Consider the following 21113-nt stretch of genomic DNA (forward strand, 5'->3'; position numbering starts at 1 on the left):
ATTGAAAGCATACTAAGTATTTTCTGAATCATGAATTGTACACTTTTTGTTTTTCCAGCTGTATGGTCGTCCAAATTAGCGAATTCTGTTGATTAGTGTAGCGAAAATATGATTATTTAAGAGAGCTTACTCATTATATCGAAAAGCACCTAAATAAATAACACCGTATTGTTTAAATAGGACTCTGATAAATATAAACGATATTAATCTCAGTGATTAAACTAGGAATATGTACAATCAACTGAAAATTTTTAAATAGCACCTATAAACAAAACAGTACTGTGAAAAATATTCATCAGTACTGAATGGTGTAGAGTGGATTATATCTGACTTTTTATGATATGCCACATATTGCTCTAAAATTATTTGTTATAGGTGAGCTTCTTGAGATGGATAATCAATACCTGCAAACGTTTTAAGAATTGCCTCAAAGATAATTTGTGCTCCACGAACAGGTACGGCCATCCCCACTTGTTTTCGGACACTCTCTTTTGAACCCATAAATTCAAAGTTATCTGGGAATGTTTGCAAGCGAGCCTTTTCACGGTTAGTTAATGCTCGTGGTTCTGACCAATGGTACATATGTGTACCACCGCCGCCAGAACCAGTAACGGTATATGATGGTTTATTCGGATCTAAACGTCGATAAATCTGACTAATTTTAGCACCTTTGACATGTAATTTTAGATTTTCAGGAATATCAGCATTAAATGCATTTTGTCCTGGTTTAATATACTTAAGTCGTTCCACAACATTTTTTGTTTGATGCGTACGTTCATTATTAAATGCATTAGCTGGAATAGGTGGATTATTAATGGCATTTTTAGCACTATTATCTACATTCTTATACATTTCTGTAGAAGGTACTTTATAATGATATTTTAACGCTAGATCGTTGCGAATACCTATAACGATAATCCGATGTCGTGCTTGTGGAATACCGTATTCTTCAAATTTATAAAAATTTGGAACAATTGTATATCCTACATCTTTCATGTCTGAAAGAATTTTTTTAAAAGCCTTTCCTTGATTCGCTGACTTAATTCCTCCAACATTTTCGGCAAGGAACCACTTTGGCTGGTAAATTTTCAATGCTCTAACACCATAAGTGTATAGTGGCCCATAGGTTCCTTCAAATCCTTTATGCTTACCTACAACGGAAAAGTCATTGCAGGGGAAACCAAATGCCAATCCATCAATTGGTGTTAACTTTGTCAGATTAAACTTTCGGACATCTTCACAATAAACAGATTCTGGATTATCAGGACATATATTATGAGTATAAGTATCGCATGTATCCCTATCGAAGTCATTTGCCCATGCATGGATAATTTTGTCACCATTGCCAATATCCGCTATCTTGGCCCCATAGGCTAGTCCTCCTGGACCGCAAAATAGTTCTCCTAATCTATACTTCAATGTTCCATCTCTCCTTTGTAAAAAGGTCAATAATTTGTTGTATAACTTCTAACTCCTTTGAAGTTAGGAAAGAAGTATGCTGAAGCGGAACGGGCTTAGCACTTCCCATACCTGCTTCATTAAGCATGGTTATAACGCTTACTTGATAGCATTTGGACAGTTTGCAAATAGTAGAAATCTTAGGGTCAGTTATTTGATCATGTTCTAGCTTTGAGAGTCTAGAATTGGTAATACCTGTTTGATCAAATACATCGGCCATACTTAATCGGTTGCTTAAACGCAATTGTTTTAAATATTTGCCAAATGAGCTGTTCATGTAAAAACCTCTTTTTATTAATTTTTGTTTTTAGTTTACCATAATTAGCTGCGATTAAGAAATATTTTGCTATTTTTTTTCTGAATCGCAGCAAGAAAGTGAGAAAAAATATGTCAATCTTATATACTGATGTTCCGCCCTTGGGAACTGATGATAATAATGAAAACTTCAGAGATAAATTCAAAGAATATTTTAAAGCCTCAAATAAAGTTGAAATTGCAACAGGGTATGTATCTAGAAATGCTTTGGAGTTACTGAACCAGATGATAAAGAACCAACGTATTAGCTATATAAGACTAATTGTTGGTATGTATTACATCGATGGTATGCCCGAAAGTATATATAACACACTTATTAAATTAGATAATGAGTGGCATTCAAGAAATATTGGAGAAGTACTTATTGTCAGAACATTTAGGTATCATGGAAAATGCTACCTGTTTAGTAAGAATGAAACACCATTTGCCGGAATTTTAGGTTCTGCCAACCTAGGAGCTATTTCATTAGATGCTCAAACTCGACGCCAATATGAAATTTCTGTTTCTATCAACGGCAGTCAGCAATTGGTACAATTAGAACGCCATATTAAAGATTTGCAGACTAAATGTTCTACATCAATCTCTTCGACACCTAATATTCCTATTATTCGAGCAGAGAATGTACAGTTAAGGGATATTGACCATGTTCAAAAGGTTAATTCTGATGAAGTTAATGCCTATAAAGATCACCTTGTAGGAAATACATTTGAGATACCATTAAAGGTACCTCATGACCATAATGATCCTAAACTTCGAGGATCAAATATTAACGTTTGCTACGCAAAAGGCAGAAAGCGTGAATGGTGGGAAACAGAAATTATAGTTTCTAAAAAAATTTCCGAACAACCGGGCTATCCGGAATATTCAAAGCCATTCATGGTTGTAACTGATGATGGCTGGAAGTTTAAGGTATGGACTTGCGGTGATCATAACAAGAACTTCTATTCCAAAGATAATCTTAAAATCATGGGATATTGGCTTAAGGGGAGACTTGTAGCGGCTGGAATTGTTAATGCTATTGATAATGTGGAAAATGATACTGAAGGAAAAGGCTTAATTACTGAAAAAATGTTAGAACAGTATGGTAAAACTACACTTAGCCTTACAAAAATCGGTCAGACAACTAAAGATGAAGAAGGCAATGTATTAAATGTATGGTTGCTTTCTTTTTTACCAAGCCAGATGAAAGAAGAGACTAATAGATGAGCTATTTAAGTGACTATGTTGCACGATTAATGCAAACGGGCGACCTACAGTTTGCTTTATCAATTAAAAAGACTACTGACGAGGCATATAACAAAATTAAATCTAATTTTGATTTCATGGGTGGACGAAAAACTGGATTACTGTTTGGAAATATTCAGTCGGGAAAGACTGGTCACATATTTGGGATTATATGTGCTGCTGCAGATGATATATTTCCATTATTTATTTTACTAACTACAGATAATGTTACCTTGCAAAAACAAACACTGGAACGTGTACAAAAAGATTTGCCAGATTTTTGTATTTGTGGGGAATATGATACAACTAAATTCAATGATAATAATCTTTCTAAACCAACAATAATCGTACTTAAAAAGAATTTTCGTACCCTGCAACAATGGGTAAACAACTTGAAGTCTTCGGGCATTGTTGCAGGAAATCCTCTTTTTATTATTGATGACGAAGCTGATGCATCATCACTGAATACATTGATAAATCAAGAGAAGCAATCAACTATTAACAATTATCTGGATCAAATCAACCAGTTATCTATTGGTTCTATCTACTTGCAGTCTACTGCTACTCCACAAGCTTTATTGTTGCAAACAGAGGATAACACTTGGCATCCTGATTTTGCGGTTTACTTTACTCCAGGACAGGGGTATTTAGGAGGTAATTTCTTCTTTCCGGAAGCTAAGACGCCGTCATGCATTAACTTTATTGATAACGAAGAAGAATCTTTGAAAAAGGCAGTTGTACATCATATTATTGTATCAGCTCAAATGTTTGCTGATGGAGATAAGGTTTGTAACATGATGATCCATCCATCAGTCAGAGTTAATAAGCATATAGAATATGCCAATAAGGTACAAAAGATTCTTAATTCATTTGCAGATAATAAAGACACCTTTTTTAACTTTTTTTCTCAGCAGTACGATGTTATTTCACAGGAAACCAGTCTATTAGGTAAAGAACGGCTTTTTGGCAAGGCACATGGTCTTTTAGACTTGGTTAATATTTATATGCTTAACGGCAAAGAACATGTACAGGCAAGGGACTATGCAACTGGAAGTAACGTGATAGTTGGGGGAAATACACTTGGCAGAGGAGTAACTTTTCCCAAATTGCAAACTATTTACTATGTTCGCTCATCTAAGCACCCACAGGCAGATACGATGTGGCAACATAGTCGTATGTTTGGATATGATCGTCATGCGAGTCTTATGTCTGTGTATATCAGCAAGGAACTGTATAAGCTATTTGCAGATATAAATTCGGTTAATAATGCAATTATTCGACAAATTGACCAAACAAATGGTGACCTTTCTAAAATTGCTATTTCTCTTTCAGAGGGACTGGCCCCTACTCGCTCTAAAGTGCTAGACAATAGACACATTCATATTTTTATCGGTGGGAAAAATTACTTTCCATTTAATCCTATAAATAAGTCATTTAATACACTAACTAACCTCATTAACCAAATCTACCCGGTTGACAATCACAAAGATTATGAACAGGTTAATTTAGCAATTTTTCAACGTATTCTTTCCGAGATTCGGGGTGGAAGCGACTTTAATATTAAGGATTGTCAAACCGCTATTAAGGATATGGTTGCCAGTCACCAAACTCAAGGAGTTCTTATAGTTAGGCGCGATCGTGATATTACTCAAGGAACTGGGGCATTGTTATCACCAAATGATTTAGATTTGGGTAATAGTTTTACAAATATACCTGTCTTAACTTTGTATGAAGTAGTAGGTAGAGGCTGGAGTGCAAATAAGCTTTGGGTTCCTAATATCAAATTTCCAGCTAATAAGGTTATTTATCATGTAACTGAAAAGAAAAATTTTAGTGGAAACGGCTAAATGTCATTCTAAAATGAGATTTGTTGCTGGCAAAGTATGAACTATCTTTGAAAAATTTATTTGGTATATGGAATGTAATTATAAAAGAGTCAGATTTAGCAATAACTAAATACAAGATTGCTGTATTTGTTGATGCTGAATACTGGTATGCCTATAATTTTGATAAAATAAAGTCAGGAAAAAGAGTTAATCGTAACAGACAATATTTGGTTTAAAAAAATAAATTATAATATGGAGCGTGATAAATAGGTCAATGCTGAACTAAAACAAATGGGGGGCGGCAATTCGTTTCCAAGAAAAGCATCAAGTGTTAAAGAATATGGATTATTAAACTAATACGATACTGGATACCGTAGGATTGAAGAAAAAAATATTTGATATATCAAGTTATTCTTCTATTGATTTACCTCCCTAAATATAAGTACGTCAAAAATAGGAAAATGTACTTACTAATCTGGTTTAACTTTTTGAAAACGTTAACAAATATTAATTAAAAATGATACAGAATGATGGTAAAACAGCATATAGTTCTGCAATATTTCAACAGGAGAGGTACTAAAAAGTGGATAATCAAATTTGGAATTTCAAGTTAAAGGAATTTGTTAAAAAATTTAAGAATTATTATTGGATAAAGTTACGCACAGTATCTTAGTACATGAGTATTTTGATTATGAAGATTTGAATTAGGTACACTTTTTATTTTTTTAATGAGAAGTCGGGTTTTTTATGTTCTATTTTTATGGCTGAGAGTGCGAGTATCTAGTTTGGCAAGTTGTATTGATTAAAGTAATAAAAATAGTTGTTCAGGTTATATTTGTGGCTGTTACAAATATAGTTGAATTTTGTCCTGAGTATGTTATTGAATTTTGTTGTTTCACTAAAAAAATGCAGTACACTAGTATGCTCGACTTATAATGTTAATAAGATAAGGAATTAATATTATGTTAAATAATTTAAAGTTACTTAGGGATGATATGAAAGAGCAAAAATGGGTTATTTCAAGTTTTATTGGAATTTTTTAAAAAGAGCGATTTAACTGATGCACTAAAAGTGGAAATAAATTCAAGTGGTTGGATGATTGATGCCAAAGAGCTACGTAAATTTTTTGAAATTGAATATAGTTTGACTTTAGGTGATACTTTATCTCAATTTAATAATATATTAAACCAATTTGTTCCAACAGTAGTGAATGAAAGGCCGTCCAAAGAGCAAATGGAATTAATGTATGCTTCATTAAGTAAAAGCGACTCAGAAAATCCAAATAAAAAATATTGTTTTGGAGTAAAAATGAATCGGGAAGGTCATAGAAGAAGTAGTTTTAATGATAATAAGACTAGGTTATTAAGGCCTAATCTTTATAAGTATTTTGCAGATGGCAAAACTATCATCTTTTACTTTTCATCGAAATCGATTAAGTCATATTTGTGCAGATTAACAAAGTCATTGATTTCATCAATGCTGTAGAGTTTAATTTACTGATTAGCCATCTGGCTTAGTTTCATATGAACTTCCTCAAACTATTGATCTAATTGGTCAATAGTTGGTCTTTTGGAGTTAGTGACTTTATCTTGAATCACTGCCTAGTCATAGTCAGCAACAGACAATCTTTTTTGATGAATTAGTATCAGGTTAATTACAATTCAGACTAGCAGTATTTCAAGGCCCAGGCGTAAGTAAGTCTGCAAAGAAATGATCTCCAAGAGCCAGCTTAAGTGGTAAAGCACAAGTGAGTAAACAACAAAAGAAGGCAAAACACAAAAAATGTGTTTTGCCTTCTTTTGTTAGCCTGAAAAGTCTGGTCTTTTCCTTGCTATTTTAAATATTAATAGGTTATTTAAAAAAATTTTTATAAATATAATAAATTATAGCTTAATTTGTATCTATTTGTAATTTATTTTTCTTGTGTATAGACTATTCTTAAGAATAGTAAACTTATGTTTGTAAATATTAATTTTTTTAAAGTTAAGACCCTTTATTTCATTTTATTTTGAAAATTTGGATATTAATTATAGCAAGCGCTTTCAATATACTTGTGATTATAAATGATAAATGGAAAGGATAATAAGAATGAATAATTGGTTAAATATTGAAGGCCGAGTTTATGTTGTAACTGGTGGATCATCAGGTATTGGAGCAGCTATTGTCAAAGAATTAGCAAATGCAGGTTCTAATGTTATTGATGCTGATTTAAATGAACCAAAAGAGATTAATAATGGTGTTACCTATTATCATACTGACGTAACTAACAAAGAAAATATTGAAGAAACGGTTAAAAATGTAGTAGATAAATATGGTCGCATTGATGGTGTTGTGAATAATGCAGGTATCAATTTACCTAGACTTTTAGTTGATGCTGAAAAACCAGAAAGTCAATATGAAATGACAGAAGATGATTGGACAAAAATGTTCAGTATTAATGTTAAGAGCATGATGCTTATGTCCCAGGCAGTGGGACGTTATTTAACGAAACAAAAGCATGGTGTAATTGTGAATATGTCTTCAGAAGCTGGACTAGAGGGATCACAAGGACAAAGTATCTATTCTGCAACGAAAGGAGCGATTAATGGCTTTACTCGTTCATGGGCCAAGGAACTCGGAAAGTTTAATGTGAGGGTTGTTGGTGTTGCACCAGGTATTATGGAAGCAACAGGATTAAGGACTCCCACTTATGAAAAAGCTTTAGCTTATACAAGAAACATTACAGTTGATCAACTTCGTGCAGGTTACAAGAGTACTACAACAACCCCAATGGGACGTAGTGGTCAGTTGCATGAAGTTGCAGATTTAGTTGCTTACCTCCTCTCTGATAAGTCAAGTTACATTACAGGCGTAACTATTAATGTAGCCGGGGGTAAATCAAGAGGGTAAAAGAGAGGAAATAGATGGATAGTTCTTTATTTATGCTTTTAAAACTCTTCGTTGAAAATGGCTCAATAACAAAGCAAGAAATTGCAGTTTATAATAATATTTCATTTAGAACAGTTGATAAAAGAATTTCTGAACTAAATAGAATTTTAGGTGAAGCAGCACATATTTCGTCGGGAATCGAGCGATTTAGTTTAACAATAAATAATTATCCAAAATTTTTAGATTTAGAAACCCAATTTTTAAAAGGAGAGTTAAATTTAAATGATCCGATAAAACGAGAAGCATTTATTATTGATATTCTTATTAAAAGCAATGATTACATAACAATTGATGAGATAGCAGATAGAATAAATATTAGCAGAAAAACTGTTAATAATGATCTTAGAAAAATTGAGATTAATTTGAAAAAATATAAAGGTAGGATTATATCTAAGACGGGAAAAGGTATTAAGATCAGTTTTCAAACTAGCTTTGAAAAAATATGTGCGCTAAGAAATTTTGTTATTGAGCATACATCCAACTCTGTTTGGTTAGCTTTTACGTCAGAAATATCTAGTCATTTGAAAAAATTAAATTTATCTAAACAAGCGTATCACCAAGTTCTGAACAATGTATTAACATTAAAAGTTTTCAAAGATTATGGACATGTTTTAGATTGTGTACCTAGGTGTTATCACTCATTATGGGCTCAGAATGCTGTGATTACTGACTTAATTGATTATTTACAAGAAAAGTTAAAATATCTTACTGAATCTGAAATAAGTTTTATTTTATCGCCGCTAGATTTGTATAAGAATGAATATTTAGATTTTCAAAAATTAAAACTAGTTTTTTTAAAAAATTATAAATTGTTTTTTATTCCACTAAAAGATAAATTACGGAAATATGGTTTAGATACTAAAAATGTATATGAAAGATTAAAGTGGCATGTGTTATTTTCAGTCAATCGTACGCTATTATACACAAAAATTGGTGAAGTATTACCACGAACTATTTCTGATAATTATCCGATTTCTTTAGAATTAAGTTTGGCGTTAGCTAATAAGATAAATTCTGAATATAAAGTCTCCATTTCTAAAGATGAAATAAATTATTATGTAATTTATTTTGAAATGTTTTTAGAAGAAGTTTCTGCAATTTCTCAAGATACTAAAAATCAAGTAAAGATTGCTTTTATTGGTTCAATTAGGAGTTCTGTCAAAGAGTTTATAGAGAAAAAATTGAGTAATGTTTTTGAAAATTTGAAAATCATTTCTTTTTCTAATGTAGCTGCCTTCAAGCAACAAAACGATAAATTTTTATTGGTATTTGTTGATAAACCATTAGAAATTGAACATATTCAAGTAATAAATGTGGGCACTGTTTTTCGACCTGAAGCCCTAAGTGTAGTCATGCAAATTTCAATTATTGAGCAATTAATTAAGCAGAATAAAATTGCTTTTTCGGTTAAACATTTTGAGGCTGAAAGTTATTATGTTGCTGTAGATAGGATGATTGACCACCAAATAAAAAGCAATCAGGTATCAGAAGATTTTAAACAGAATTGGAAAAGCAGGGAAAAAGTAACTAATAATATTTTTTCAAATGGTATAGCTATTCCTCATGCAATTGATCATTCAGGTAAAGAAAGAATATTGGTTAGTGTAGCTATTATGGATAACAAAATTTTATTCAAAAAGAAAGAGTTAAAGTTAATTTTCTTAATAGGTATTCCCGAGAATTTAAATAATGAATTAATTGATGCAACTTCAAGACTATATGATTTTATTGGTTTAGTTTCAAAAAATGAAATTTTATATAATAATTTTGTTAATTATGATAGTTCTAAACAGTTAATTCAAATAGTAGAAGGAGTTTAATTTGAATATTTTATATATGACGGTTTTATTGGGAAGTGCCTTCCTTCTTCAAAGTATTTTTGGCTTTTTGCAAGTGAAAAATTTTGTAAAAGCTTTTCGAGAAATGTGTAAAAATGGAAAAGTTTTGATTGGAAAGAATCCAAAAAAATTTAAAGCAGGTACATTACTTTTACTTAATATTGATGAGCATGCAAATATTCTTCAAGCAAAAATAATGACAGGTGTTACTATTTTTGCAAGATTTAAAAATTTATCTTCAATAGAAGGGAAGTCACTACCATTATTGGCTAGTAGTTATGATGAATTAAATAAGTATGATAAGTTAACAAAAGAATGCATTTTAAATGCTTATCGTAATTTCATTAACTTTAAAACTGGGAAAATGAGTCGTGAAGATTTAGATACAAGCACTAATTTTCTTTCTTTGCCAGTATTTAGTTTGTGGAAAAGTGTATTAATAAATAAATTTTATGAAATAAAAGGAAAAAGAAAATTATGAAAAATATTATTAATTTTGCGACTTGGTTTATGGGATTATTTCAAGCTGGCGGTAAGCAATTTGCAAATTGGGTAGCAACCATTGTTCCGCTAGTTTTAATTATGTTGGTATTTATGAATGCTTTGATAGCAATGATTGGTCAAAAGAAGATGAACAAATTTGCTCAAGCATCTGCTAAAAATCCTTTTATGAGATACATGATCTTACCTTTTGTATCTGCCTTTATGTTAGGTAACCCATTAGCTCATACTATGGGAAAGTTTTTACCAGAGTATTATAAGCCTAGTTACTATGCTTCCTGTGCGCAATTTTGTCATACCAGTAATGGTGTATTTCCTCATATTAATCCAGCTGAATATTTTATTTGGATGGGAATTGCAGCAGGTGTTCAAAAATTAGGTTTGAATACAATGGATTTAGCCATAAGGTACATGTTTGTAGGCCTGATTATGAACTTTATTGGTGGTTGGGTAACTGACTACACTACTTCATATGTATGCAAAACTACAGGGATTGAATTATCTAAAGAAGCCAATGTTTTAGGATAATCAGAGAATGGGGATGAATAAGGATGAATAAATGGAATAGTATAAAAATTATTCGTGGTTCAGGAGGATGGGGTGGTCCCTTGGTTATTACTCCGACTGATGCAAAACATACAATTTTATATGTTACTGGTGGGAATCGCCCAGCAATTATTGATAAGATGGTAAAACTGACAGGAATGAAAGCGGTAGATGGTTTTAAAACATCTATACCAGATGAGGAAATTGCAGTTGCTGTTGTTGATTGTGGTGGTACATTAAGATGTGGTATTTATCCAAAAAAAGGAATAAAAACAATTAATGTTCTTCCTACTGGAAAATCAGGTCCGCTAGCCGAATTTATTACGCCAGAAATCTATGTATCTGCTGTTGACGTTGACGAAATCACATCTACGGATGAAGTTACTGCTTCAATACCAAAAATGAAAGAGGATTCTGAAAATAAAATTGATACTAGCAAGACTTTGACTCAGCAAAAAAATGAAGGTTGGGTAGCAAAAATTGGTATTGGAGTGGGTAAGGTAGTTGCCACATTTAATCAAGCAGCTAAAAAATCAGTTGATACAGTGATTAAAACGATTTTACCATTTATGGCGTTTGTTTCTTTATTAATTGGTATTATTAATGCTTCAGGCATTGGTAAATGGTTTGCAAAATTAATGACTCCATTAGCTGGTAATGTGTGGGGATTAATGATTTTGGGCTTTGTTTGTTCGCTACCATTTTTATCGCCACTTCTTGGACCTGGTGGAGTAATTGGACAAATCATTGGAACATTAATTGGGGTGGAAATTGGTAAGGGTAATATACCACCACAATATGCTTTACCAGCACTGTTTGCGATTAATACTCAAAATGGTTGTGACTTTATCCCAGTGGGACTGGGTTTAATGGATGCTGATGCAGAAACGGTAGAAGTTGGTGTAACTTCTGTATTGTACTCAAGATTTATTAACGGTGTACCTCGTGTGTTGATTGCATGGCTGGCTAGTTTTGACTTGTATAGTGGTAAATAGAAAGGAAATGAAAATTGACAGTGACAGGAAAGCCAGTATTTAAAACTATTGTAAAAGAAATTGGTAAAGAAGCGCAGCAATTTAAATCAATTAATATGTTAATCTTTTTTGGTGAACAGGCTCCCAATGCATTACGTGATTCTTGCTTTATTCTTGCTGATCATAATTTAGCTAGTAAAATAAAAGAAGGAATGACATTGAAAATTGGTGCAATAGATTATCAAATTACTGCAGTAGGTAATGAAGTGAACGCTAATTTGCAAAATCTAGGTCATATTGCAGTTAAATTTACGGGAGAGAAAAAAGCTGAATTGCCAGGATCATTGTATGTTGAAAAAAAAGCTTTTCCAAAGATTGAAATAGGAACGGAAATAGAAATGTTTTAAGAATAATTTTTCTTCTATTTTTTGTTGACTGTAGCATGATATAAGTTAGGATGTCTTTATTAATTTATGTGCAAAAGTTAGTTTATTATTCAATTTACGAATACTTTTGATTGTATTTGACTAGGGCAATTACTTAAGTAATTGCTGTAAATAGATTTTTTAAAAAATTAAAAGATTTAATTTGGTTATGATACTCTTTATTAACTTTTTAAAAAAACTTGTTGTTCCATTACTGGAGACAGCAAGTTTTTTGGTATGGTTAATAAATTTAATAAGTAAAAAGGTCGAGCCACTTCTATGATAAAATATAGAAATTAAAAGATATAAATCCATAGGAGATGAGGTAGTTAGCTAGCGATTTAACTGAAAATATGATAATTAAGAGCATTTTGTTTCAATGGCAAGATTAGGTAGACAAGCGATTAAAATAAAATTAACCAGTTGAATATTTATTTCTTATGGCTAAGTAACGATTAGAAATACTTTTTTATTTAAGCATTATTTTAAAGAGGCTTCAAGTTAACTACAAGAACTAAAGGAAACAGATTAATGGTAAAAAAGATAAGCGAATTAGGTATTGAAAACAAATTATGGCAAACCGCAGATGCTTTGCGTGGAAGCATGGATTCATCTGAATATCGTAATGTGGTTTTAGGATTGATTTTTCTAAAATATATTTCAGATTCATTTGAAACTAAACATCAAGAACTTTTGAAGTCTGATTATCCAGAAAAGGCTGAGAATCCAACAGAATATAAAGTTGCAAATGTTTTTTGGGTACCAAAGCAAGCGCGTTGGGATGTAATTCAAAAAGCAGCTAATACACCGCAAGTTGGTAAAGTAATTGATCGAGCTATGCGCGAAATCGAAAAAAATAATACCTCACTTCGAGGGATTTTGAGTAAGGAGTATGCTTCACCCGATTTAGATAAAAGTCGCTTAGGTGAGGTTGTCGAATTGATTTCTGACATTAGTTTAGGCTGTGCCAGAGCTATGCGCTCTGATGTGTTGGGGCGTGTCTATGAATATTTTTTAATTAAATTTGCCGCCCAAGAAGGAAAAAAGGGCGGAGAATTTTATACTCCTCGTTCGATTGTACGCACCTTAGTGGAACTGATTGAGCCATTCAAAGGCAAAATTTATGATCCTTGTTGTGGATCAGGTGGAATGTTTGTGCAATCTGATAAATTTGTTGTAGAGCATCAAGGAGATGTTTCTGATTTATCAGTTTATGGCGAAGAATCCAATCCTACGACTTGGAAATTAGCTAAGATGAATCTAGCTATTCGAGGAATTGATAATAATCTTGGTCCACAGCAAGGAGATACCTTTACCAATGACTTTCATAAAAATGAAAAGTTTGACTTTGTTTTAGCTAATCCACCCTTTAATGTAAAAAATTGGAATGGTGAAAAGCTGATAGATGATCCACGTTGGAAATATGGAATGCCCCCAATTGGTAATGCCAATTATGCTTGGATTGAGCATATAATTAGTAAACTTGCTCCAGACGGGAAAGCAGGCTTTGTCTTAGCTAATGGAGCATTGTCAACTTCAACTAAGGAAGAATACGAAATTCGCAAAGCTTTACTTGAGGACGATAAAATTGATGCAATTGTAGCTTTGCCTGATAAGATGTTTTATTCAACTGGTATTGCTGTATCGCTTTGGTTTGTAGATATGGATAAGCAATCGAGCGATGAGCGTAACCGTAAGAATGAAACTTTATTTATTGATGCCCGCAATTTAGGCGAAATGGTTGACCGTAAGCATCGTCGCTTCTCTAAGGAAGATATCAATAAGCTAGCGACAACCTATCATGCTTATCGTGGAACTATCGACGAGCAATATAAAGATATTGCTGGTTTTTGCAAAGTAGTCAAATTATCTGAAATTGCGCAGAATGATTATGTTTTAATTCCAAGTCGTTATGTAGGAATAGCCAAGCAAGCCAAAGTCGGTGAGTCATATGAAGCACGAATGACCAAACTGACTAGTGACCTTAAAGAACAATTTGCTAAAAGTGACAAGTTGCAAAATGATGTTCGACAAGTGCTGAAAGGTCTGGGTTATGAAATATAGATCTATTGGTGAAATATGCACAAAAATAACTGATTATGTGGCAAATGGTAGTTTTAAATCCTTAAAAGAAAATGTTATTTATACAAATGAATCGCAGGGCTATGCAGTTTTGATCAGGCTCACTGATTATAGAAATAATTTTAAAGGACCATTTCAGTATATAAATAAGGCTGGTTATCAATTTTTAAAGAAAACGAAACTTTATGGCGGAGAAATTATTATTTCTAATGTTGGTACTCATTTAGGTACCACCTTTAAAGCTCCGCAACTTGATAAGCCGATGTCTTTGGGACCGAATGCAATTGTAATTGATACCAAGTATAATAATGATTACTATTATTACTTTTTATCTAGTCCCAGTGGTCAGGACTTAATGAAAACAATTGTTTCTGGTAGTGCACAGCCCAAGTTTAATAAAACTGCTTTTAAGCGTCTATTGGTTCCAGTTCCTCCATTAGAAGAACAGGAACGGATTGCTAATATATTTTTGCAAATTGATAAAAAAATCGCACTTAATGTACAAATAAATGAAAACTTACTTGCTCTAGCAGAAACTATTTTTAAAAAGTATTTCCCCAATGTGAACTCCGGTAAGGAAAAGATTGGTTCATATATGGCTAATTTTGATAAATTCAGGCGACCAATTGCTAATCGGAAGCGTCTAGCAATACAAGGCAAATATCGCTATATTGGTGCAGCTGCTGTCAATGATTATATTGATAAATATAATTTTGATGGCATTTATTTACTATTAGGTGAAGATGGATCAGTTGAAGACAAGGATGGTTATCCAGTCTTACAATATGTTTTTGGGAAATTTTGGCCTAATAATCATGTTCATGTTCTTCAAGGTAAACATGTTTCGACGGAATGGTTATATTTATTCTTTAGGCAAAAAAAGGTATCAACGATTATCACTGGTGCAGTGCAACAAAAAATATCGCAAAAAAATCTCAATTCATTAACCGTTAAGATACCAGCCAAAGATGAATTGGTAAAATTTGATCAAATTATTCAACCCTTATTTACAAAAATTAGAGCAAATGAAACTGAAAATATGGAACTGGCTGAAATAAAGCAAGTCTTATTCAGTCAGTTTTTCGATAATCATAGAGAAGTACGGTAGAAGGGGCATTAAATAAATTTATTAAGTTTTTTTTATAAAATTCGGTTTAGTATTTTTTTTTAATTTATAGTTTAATATAGTTTTTTGTATCCGCTAGCTAGCACTAAAATTAATAAATATATTCTTACTTGGGTAAACATTTACTAATATTTGTAAATGTTTATCTCAAGCTGAACTAAGACGATTGTCAACAATGGTGATTTATTAAACTATTGAGCATGAATCATTTTTATAAGCTACTCTTATATTTGATAAAAATTGGCTAGAAAAGGGATAGATTTTAGGTCAATTTCATTACAATTGTCTACTAAATTTGCTACTGCGGATAGTACCACTAATCTAAGTTCATCGAGCATACGAACGGATAATTAAGTTGCATATTAGTAGTTGTATTTGGAGGTGCAATTACTTTGCCAGCGGAATTTTCTGTTAAATACCTGGATGTAGCTGGATTCTATTATAAGTAAATTTAAAGCTTGCCCTAATTTTTATTGACAAGATATGTATAGGATGCTAAATTAAAAGTTAATTAAATATGATTTAAAAAGGCAATTACTCGATAAATTAGTAATGAAAGTATTAGTGAAAGTTTTAAATACTATGGGCGCTACTTTTATTAGTGTTAACTAATTATCTTAGTTGGTATTTACTAATTTATAGTGGTATAGTGCAATCAATTGTTAGATAATTAATCGGGCTTTATTACGGAAGTAATAGATAAATTTAAAAGTGGTAACATGAAGCACTTGTCCTTGTATTGGGATAAGTGCTTTTTTATAAAGGGAGTTTTTAAGATGACGCAAACAGTTTTTTTTAATTTTAATTTGTTTAATGGTGAAGATGAAGAAGTAAAACCCAATAGTTATTTATTAGTTGATGATGATACAGGTAAAATTATTAAAGTAGGGTCTAATACTTTACCCAAGGCTGATCAGATGGTTGATTTGACTGGTCAATATGTAATTCCAGGTTTGATTAACTGCCATACTCACATCATTATGGATCCACAGACACCAGATGGTGATAGTTCAGCAAATGTTGTTGAAGCAACTGTTAGAGCAGTTAAGCATTTGCATGAGCTATTAAAGTCAGGTGTAACCTATATTCGTGAATGTGGCAGTACGTATGATATCGATATTGCCCTTAATAACTTAATAAAGAGGGGAGAATTGACTAATGTACCAGAAATTTTACCTTCGGGCCGTCCATATTCAATGACCGGTGGCCACGGCGACATGCCTAATTTTGGTCACTTGGTTGATTCTCCTGATGAAATGCGTAAGGCTGTTCGTCAAGGCATTAAAAAAGGTGCTAGAACAATTAAAGTAATGGCAACTGGTGGGGTAATGACTGAAAATGATTTTATGGATGATCCTCAGCTTAGTGAAAGTGAAATTCATGCTGCTGTTGAAGAGGCACATCATAAAGGATTTACTGTTGCTGCTCACGCTGAGGGTAATCCGGGAATTATGAATGCCATAAGAGCAGGTGTTGATAGTGTTGAGCATGGCTTTTATGTTAACGATGAAGAAATAGAACTGATGCTTAAAAAGGGTACATATTTAACACCAACAATTGTTGGTGCTTGGGCATTTATTGCATATGCTCCCGGTAAAATTCCAGAATGGGAAATGGCGAAAATTGCCTCGGCTTGGAAAGATTTACGGCAAAATATTACCCACGCCAAAAATTCTGGCGTACCAATAACATTGGGAACAGATGCTGGAACGCCATTTAATGATTTTAAGATGACGCCGCAAGAGTTGCCTTTGTTAGTTGAACAAGGCTTTACCAATTTTGAAGCTTTACAAACTAGTCGAAATTCTGCTAAGTTAATGAAAATTGATGATGAATATGGTTCATTAGTAGCCGGTAAATTTGCCGATTTCTTGGTTTTAAAGAAAAATCCTCTTGCTGAAATTACAGCTGTTACCCAAGTTGATAAAGCTGTTTATAAGAAAGGTAAAAAAGCTTATTAATATTAAAAAGGTAAAAAGAAGCTTCTATGACTATAAGGAGAACGAATAATGAAGGCTTTATTATACAATATGACGCCTGAACAGCAGGTATATGTAGATAAATGGAATCACAACCACGTTGAAGATGAATTGCAAACTACAGTTAAAAAACTTGATGCTGAAACTGTTGAACTTGCAAAAGGGTTTGACGTGGTTAGTGTCTTACAAATTTTTGATATTAATGAAGAAGCTGTTTATCGTAAACTTGCTTCTTATGGTATTAAGCAAATTGCCTTGCGGTCAGTTGGCTATAATATTATTAATTGGGAATTTGCACATAAGTATAATCTAATTATTACTAATACGCCAGCTTATTCTCCCCGAGCAGTAGCTGAAAATACCCTTACTTCTGCTATGTATCTGTTGAGAAAATGGGGTCCAATTTTTAAAAATGAATACGAAGATTTAAACTTTGTGCGTAGTGAAGATTTGATTAGTGATGAAATCTATAATCAAACTATTGGCATTATTGGTGTTGGTCGAATTGGTGGGGCAGTTGCTGAACTGTTTCATGCTTTAGGTGCTAAAGTAATCGCCTATGATATTGTGGAAAATCCTGCCAATGAAGCTTTTCTTGATTACACTGACTTTGAAACTATCATTAAAGAAGCTGATATTTTAACCTTGCACACACCATTTGAACCTGGGATGGACAATATGATTGGGGCTGCTGAATTTAAAAAAATGAAAAGTACAGCCTATATTATAAATGCAGCTAGAGGGCCTCTAATTGATACTCAAGCTTTAATTACAGCATTAAAAAATAGAGAAATTGCAGGTGCTTCGCTTGATGTGATGACTGGTGAAGAAAATATCGTAATGAAAAAATTTACTAATATTGCCGAATTACCTGCGGATTATCAGGAACTAGCAAAAATGCCTAATGTTGTTTTTACTCCTCATTCCGCATATTATACTAAAACTGCGGTTAAAAATATGATTGAACAGAGTATGACTGACGTTAAGCGGGTATTGAACGGACAAAAACCAATTTATTTGGTAGAAGAATAAACTTAATTAATGACTGTTTTAAAACAGTCATTTTTAGTTATTAGCGAATTTATTTCTGGAAATTATACAAAAAATATTGATATGATAGACTAGTAGGATGAGAACAAGACATTTATAACCTGTAAACAATAACTTTTTTGTTAAGTAGACATAGAATATGGACAAGTTAAAATAATAATGAAAACAGAAATTCAATCAACCTTGGCTAGATTAGGCTTTAATCAACCAACATTAATTCAAACAAAAACAAGAGAGGCAATTTTAAGTGGTGAAAGTTGTATTGCATTAGCTAAGACCGGAACGGGCAAAACTTTAGCTTATGCAATACCTAGTTTAGAAAAAGTTAAAGTAGGTGAAGCAAATAGTCTAGTAATTTTTGCTCCGACAACTGAATTAGCTGTACAAATTCGGCATGCAATTAATCCATTTCTTGATGAGTTGAACTTAAAGGGAATTAGTTTGGTCGGCGCTGGAAATCGTAAACGCCAGGAAGATAATTTAAAGAAAAAGCACCCAGAAGTAATTGTGGCTACTCCTGGGCGATTTTTTGATTTTTTTTCAAGTGGTCGTATTAAAGTCAATCAGATTAGCACCTTGGTAATAGATGAAGCTGATGATATTTTGGAATTTAGTAAAATGGAATTACTTAGTTCTCTAGGACAAAACTTACGTTCTGATGCCCAGATTTTATTATTTGGCGCAACAGAATCAGAAATTACGCGTCAAGCTGACGAGCTGTTTGCACGCAACTTTGTTTTAATTGATGTTCGTCCAGACCAGAAAACAACGGTAAAAAACTATTTTTTGCAAGTTGATAATACGCACAAACTAGATTTTATTCAGCGTTTAGTAAGGCTTAATAATTTTAAGGGAATTTTGTTTTTTGACTCTAATCAAACAATGATGCGATTTGCGGGGATTTTAGCTCATACTAAAACTAAATTTGATCTTTTGGCAAATGAATTCAGTAAACAAAAAAGAGCAGAAGCCCTACACAATTTTAAAGTAGGCCACCTAAAATTATTATTGGCAACTGATTTAGCGGCACGTGGCTTAGACTTAACGGGAGTTACTTATGTTATTAATTTTGATATTCCTAGTGAAGCTAGTACATATTTGCACCGAGCTGGACGTACAGGCAGGATGGGGGCTAATGGATATGTTGTCACTTTAGGGGATGATCATGATTTTCGTGACTTAAAAAATTTACTAGTTAATTCTGTTGAACTTGAGCGTGTTTATTTTGGCAAAAATCGTTTATCTCAAAAATTACCTCTTAAAAAAGCAGTCATTGAAGAGAAAGAAGTTACTGAGACTGCTAATAAAAAGCGAAAAAGTAATAAAAAGCGACATCGTAAAAATAAGGGTTATCATCCACATTATTTAAAAAAGAAGGACCAAAAATGAGTCGATTAGTAGCTTGGTTAGAAGATTATATTTTGCCCTTAGCTAACAAGTTAGGACAAGCCCATTGGCTAGTTGCCTTAAGGGATGCATTTATTTCAATAATGCCGATCACGATAGCTGGATCGCTTGCTGTGTTAATCAGAAGTTTAATTATGGTGGCAAGAGATGATTTAGGTTGGACAACTTTTGCCTGGGTAATGCAGCCGCTTACCTTAATCAGTAATGTGGTATGGCGTGGTACTTTTGCCTTATTTGCGATGTTTTTGGCAATGTCTTTAGGTTTTCATTTGGCTAAAAGCATCGAGGTTGATCCCATTGCTGGTGCTATTGTTTCTTTATCGTCTTTGGCCATGAGTATTGCTAATTTAACCAAACTTAGTGTTAATGGTAAGGTCGTCTCAATCCACCAAGCATTTAACATTTCACAATTTTCAACGACGGGTATCTTTACTGCAATTTTGTTTGGCACAATTGGGGTTTCAATTTTTGCGCTTTGTTGTAAGGCACGGCTAACTTTACATTTATCAACTACTTTGCCCTATGCTGAACAAAAAGCATTTGACTCTTTAATTCCTGCTATTATTGCAATTTTTAGTGTCGGGTTGATTAACTTTGTCTTTCAAACAATTACTGGTACCTATTTTGGCAACTGGCTATTAGCCACTTTACAAGTACCCTTAGTTAAGATGGGACAAGGATTTGGTATGGTAATGCTAGTTACTTTATTAGTGCAAATCTTTGGCTTTTTCGGTATTAATGGACTAAGCGTTTGGGCACCAATTTTAGACTCAATCTGGTTAACGGCTCAGAATGTTAATGTAACAGCGGTTAGAACAGGGCATAATGTGCCTTTTCTTTGGGTGCGTGGTTCTTTTGATGCTTTTGCTTGGTTTGGTGGAACTGGTGGCACCCTTATGCTAATTGTATCTATTTTGCTCTTTTCTAAACGGAGTGACTATCGCACTATTGCTAAGGTGGCTTTAGCACCAGGCATTTTTAATATTAATGAACCCATTGTCCTTGGCTTACCGGTTGTACTTAATCCAATTTACTTTATTCCATTTATAGTTGCGCCATTGGTGAATGTGGCATTTTCATATTGGGTGAGTGCCTTAGGTCTAGTTAATCCTGTTCAAGTAGCAGTACCAAGTATTATTCCACCAATTATTGGACCATTCTTGGCGTGTAATTATGATTGGCGTGCAATTATCTTATGTCTTATTAATATGGTAATTGCTCTGGCCATCTGGACACCATTTGTAATTGCAGCTGATAAAATTGCTGAAGCTAGTACGTCGCGTTCATATTATATTAGACAATATTAATGTAAAAAAAGTTGGCTTTTATCATTCAAATTTGGTAAAGTTAACTATGCATGACCCTGTAGTTCATCTGGATAGAACAATGGTCTCCTAAACCGTAGAGGTGAGTTCGAATCTCACCGGGGTCATT

The 21113-nt window shown here is 33.0% G+C and carries 18 protein-coding genes and 1 tRNA gene; 17 read left to right on the plus strand and 2 right to left on the minus strand.

From position 1 onward, the window contains the following. Positions 1-369: 369 nt before the first annotated feature. Both BM203_RS05900 and BM203_RS05905 read right to left on the minus strand, forming a co-directional pair. Positions 370-1419 carry a DNA cytosine methyltransferase gene (locus tag BM203_RS05900; protein ID WP_090093478.1) on the minus strand — a complete coding sequence of 350 codons (1050 nt, stop codon included), beginning with the start codon at positions 1417-1419 and terminating at the stop codon, positions 370-372. Next, positions 1409-1735 (minus strand): helix-turn-helix domain-containing protein, encoded by a 327-nt coding sequence (locus BM203_RS05905; RefSeq protein WP_090093480.1) that lies wholly within the window; start codon positions 1733-1735, stop codon positions 1409-1411. The genes BM203_RS05900 and BM203_RS05905 overlap by 11 nt, the downstream gene beginning before the upstream one ends. A 110-nt stretch (positions 1736-1845) precedes the next feature. Here BM203_RS05905 and BM203_RS05910 point away from each other — a divergent pair, with 110 nt between their 5' ends. The 17 genes from BM203_RS05910 (at position 1846) to BM203_RS05990 (ending at position 21111) form a co-directional block, all read left to right on the plus strand. After that, on the plus strand, positions 1846-2979 hold the full coding sequence (locus tag BM203_RS05910; RefSeq protein WP_090093481.1) for a restriction endonuclease PLD domain-containing protein: 1134 nt from the start codon (positions 1846-1848) through the stop codon (positions 2977-2979). After that, positions 2976-4844 (plus strand): Z1 domain-containing protein, encoded by a 1869-nt coding sequence (locus tag BM203_RS05915; protein ID WP_090093483.1) that lies wholly within the window; start codon positions 2976-2978, stop codon positions 4842-4844. Before BM203_RS05910 ends, BM203_RS05915 begins: the two co-directional genes overlap by 4 nt. A 20-nt stretch (positions 4845-4864) precedes the next feature. Further along, positions 4865-5059: a PDDEXK family nuclease gene (locus BM203_RS05920; protein WP_143453048.1), complete on the plus strand. Its 195-nt coding sequence runs from the start codon at positions 4865-4867 to the stop codon at positions 5057-5059. 793 nt (positions 5060-5852) lie between these two features. Continuing rightward, positions 5853-6308, plus strand: a complete 456-nt coding sequence (locus BM203_RS05925; protein WP_090093486.1) for a DUF6037 family protein — start codon at positions 5853-5855, stop codon at positions 6306-6308. A 603-nt stretch (positions 6309-6911) separates the two neighbouring features. Further along, entirely contained in the window at positions 6912-7712 is an 801-nt protein-coding gene (locus tag BM203_RS05930) for an SDR family oxidoreductase (RefSeq protein ID WP_090093488.1), read from the plus strand. Positions 7713-7726: 14 nt separating this feature from the next. Next, complete coding sequence (locus tag BM203_RS05935) at positions 7727-9571, plus strand: HTH domain-containing protein (protein ID WP_090093491.1); 1845 nt, start codon at positions 7727-7729, stop codon at positions 9569-9571. 1 nt (position 9572) lies between these two features. Continuing rightward, complete coding sequence (locus BM203_RS05940) at positions 9573-10070, plus strand: transcriptional regulator GutM (protein ID WP_090093492.1); 498 nt, start codon at positions 9573-9575, stop codon at positions 10068-10070. Beyond that, entirely contained in the window at positions 10067-10618 is a 552-nt protein-coding gene (srlA, locus tag BM203_RS05945) for a PTS glucitol/sorbitol transporter subunit IIC (protein WP_090093493.1), read from the plus strand. The genes BM203_RS05940 and srlA overlap by 4 nt, the downstream gene beginning before the upstream one ends. Before the next feature lie 23 nt (positions 10619-10641). Next, positions 10642-11631, plus strand: a complete 990-nt coding sequence (gene srlE, locus BM203_RS05950) for a PTS glucitol/sorbitol transporter subunit IIB (protein WP_090093495.1) — start codon at positions 10642-10644, stop codon at positions 11629-11631. A gap of 14 nt (positions 11632-11645) precedes the next feature. Then, complete coding sequence (locus tag BM203_RS05955; RefSeq protein ID WP_090093496.1) at positions 11646-12017, plus strand: PTS glucitol/sorbitol transporter subunit IIA; 372 nt, start codon at positions 11646-11648, stop codon at positions 12015-12017. A 549-nt stretch (positions 12018-12566) separates the two neighbouring features. Further along, on the plus strand, positions 12567-14099 hold the full coding sequence (locus BM203_RS05960; protein WP_090093498.1) for a type I restriction-modification system subunit M: 1533 nt from the start codon (positions 12567-12569) through the stop codon (positions 14097-14099). Continuing rightward, positions 14089-15225, plus strand: a complete 1137-nt coding sequence (locus BM203_RS05965) for a restriction endonuclease subunit S (protein WP_090093500.1) — start codon at positions 14089-14091, stop codon at positions 15223-15225. The genes BM203_RS05960 and BM203_RS05965 overlap by 11 nt, the downstream gene beginning before the upstream one ends. Before the next feature lie 794 nt (positions 15226-16019). After that, positions 16020-17204 carry a metal-dependent hydrolase family protein gene (locus tag BM203_RS05970; RefSeq protein ID WP_090093502.1) on the plus strand — a complete coding sequence of 395 codons (1185 nt, stop codon included), beginning with the start codon at positions 16020-16022 and terminating at the stop codon, positions 17202-17204. 48 nt (positions 17205-17252) lie between these two features. After that, complete coding sequence (locus BM203_RS05975) at positions 17253-18254, plus strand: NAD(P)-dependent oxidoreductase (protein ID WP_090093504.1); 1002 nt, start codon at positions 17253-17255, stop codon at positions 18252-18254. Between the two features lie 174 nt (positions 18255-18428). Further along, a complete protein-coding gene (locus BM203_RS05980) occupies positions 18429-19661 on the plus strand; it encodes a DEAD/DEAH box helicase (protein WP_407656040.1) in 1233 nt (410 codons plus the stop codon). After that, positions 19658-20986, plus strand: a complete 1329-nt coding sequence (locus BM203_RS05985; RefSeq protein ID WP_090093507.1) for a PTS sugar transporter subunit IIC — start codon at positions 19658-19660, stop codon at positions 20984-20986. Before BM203_RS05980 ends, BM203_RS05985 begins: the two co-directional genes overlap by 4 nt. 52 nt (positions 20987-21038) lie before the next feature. Continuing rightward, a tRNA-Arg gene (locus BM203_RS05990) sits at positions 21039-21111 on the plus strand. The last annotated feature ends 2 nt before the right edge of the window (positions 21112-21113 follow it).

This window comes from Lactobacillus bombicola, from assembly GCF_900112665.1.
Classification (GTDB): Bacteria; Bacillota; Bacilli; order Lactobacillales; family Lactobacillaceae; genus Lactobacillus; species Lactobacillus bombicola.

Coding starts and splice junctions, on each gene's coding strand:
- BM203_RS05905 (WP_090093480.1), bottom strand. CDS start 1,735: ATGAACAGCTCATTTGGCAAATATTTAAAACAATTGCGTTTAAGCAAC.
- BM203_RS05910 (WP_090093481.1), top strand. CDS start 1,846: ATGTCAATCTTATATACTGATGTTCCGCCCTTGGGAACTGATGATAAT.
- BM203_RS05915 (WP_090093483.1), top strand. CDS start 2,976: ATGAGCTATTTAAGTGACTATGTTGCACGATTAATGCAAACGGGCGAC.
- BM203_RS05930 (WP_090093488.1), top strand. CDS start 6,912: ATGAATAATTGGTTAAATATTGAAGGCCGAGTTTATGTTGTAACTGGT.
- BM203_RS05935 (WP_090093491.1), top strand. CDS start 7,727: ATGGATAGTTCTTTATTTATGCTTTTAAAACTCTTCGTTGAAAATGGC.
- srlA (WP_090093493.1), top strand. CDS start 10,067: ATGAAAAATATTATTAATTTTGCGACTTGGTTTATGGGATTATTTCAA.
- srlE (WP_090093495.1), top strand. CDS start 10,642: ATGAATAAATGGAATAGTATAAAAATTATTCGTGGTTCAGGAGGATGG.
- BM203_RS05960 (WP_090093498.1), top strand. CDS start 12,567: ATGGTAAAAAAGATAAGCGAATTAGGTATTGAAAACAAATTATGGCAA.
- BM203_RS05965 (WP_090093500.1), top strand. CDS start 14,089: ATGAAATATAGATCTATTGGTGAAATATGCACAAAAATAACTGATTAT.
- BM203_RS05970 (WP_090093502.1), top strand. CDS start 16,020: ATGACGCAAACAGTTTTTTTTAATTTTAATTTGTTTAATGGTGAAGAT.
- BM203_RS05975 (WP_090093504.1), top strand. CDS start 17,253: ATGAAGGCTTTATTATACAATATGACGCCTGAACAGCAGGTATATGTA.
- BM203_RS05985 (WP_090093507.1), top strand. CDS start 19,658: ATGAGTCGATTAGTAGCTTGGTTAGAAGATTATATTTTGCCCTTAGCT.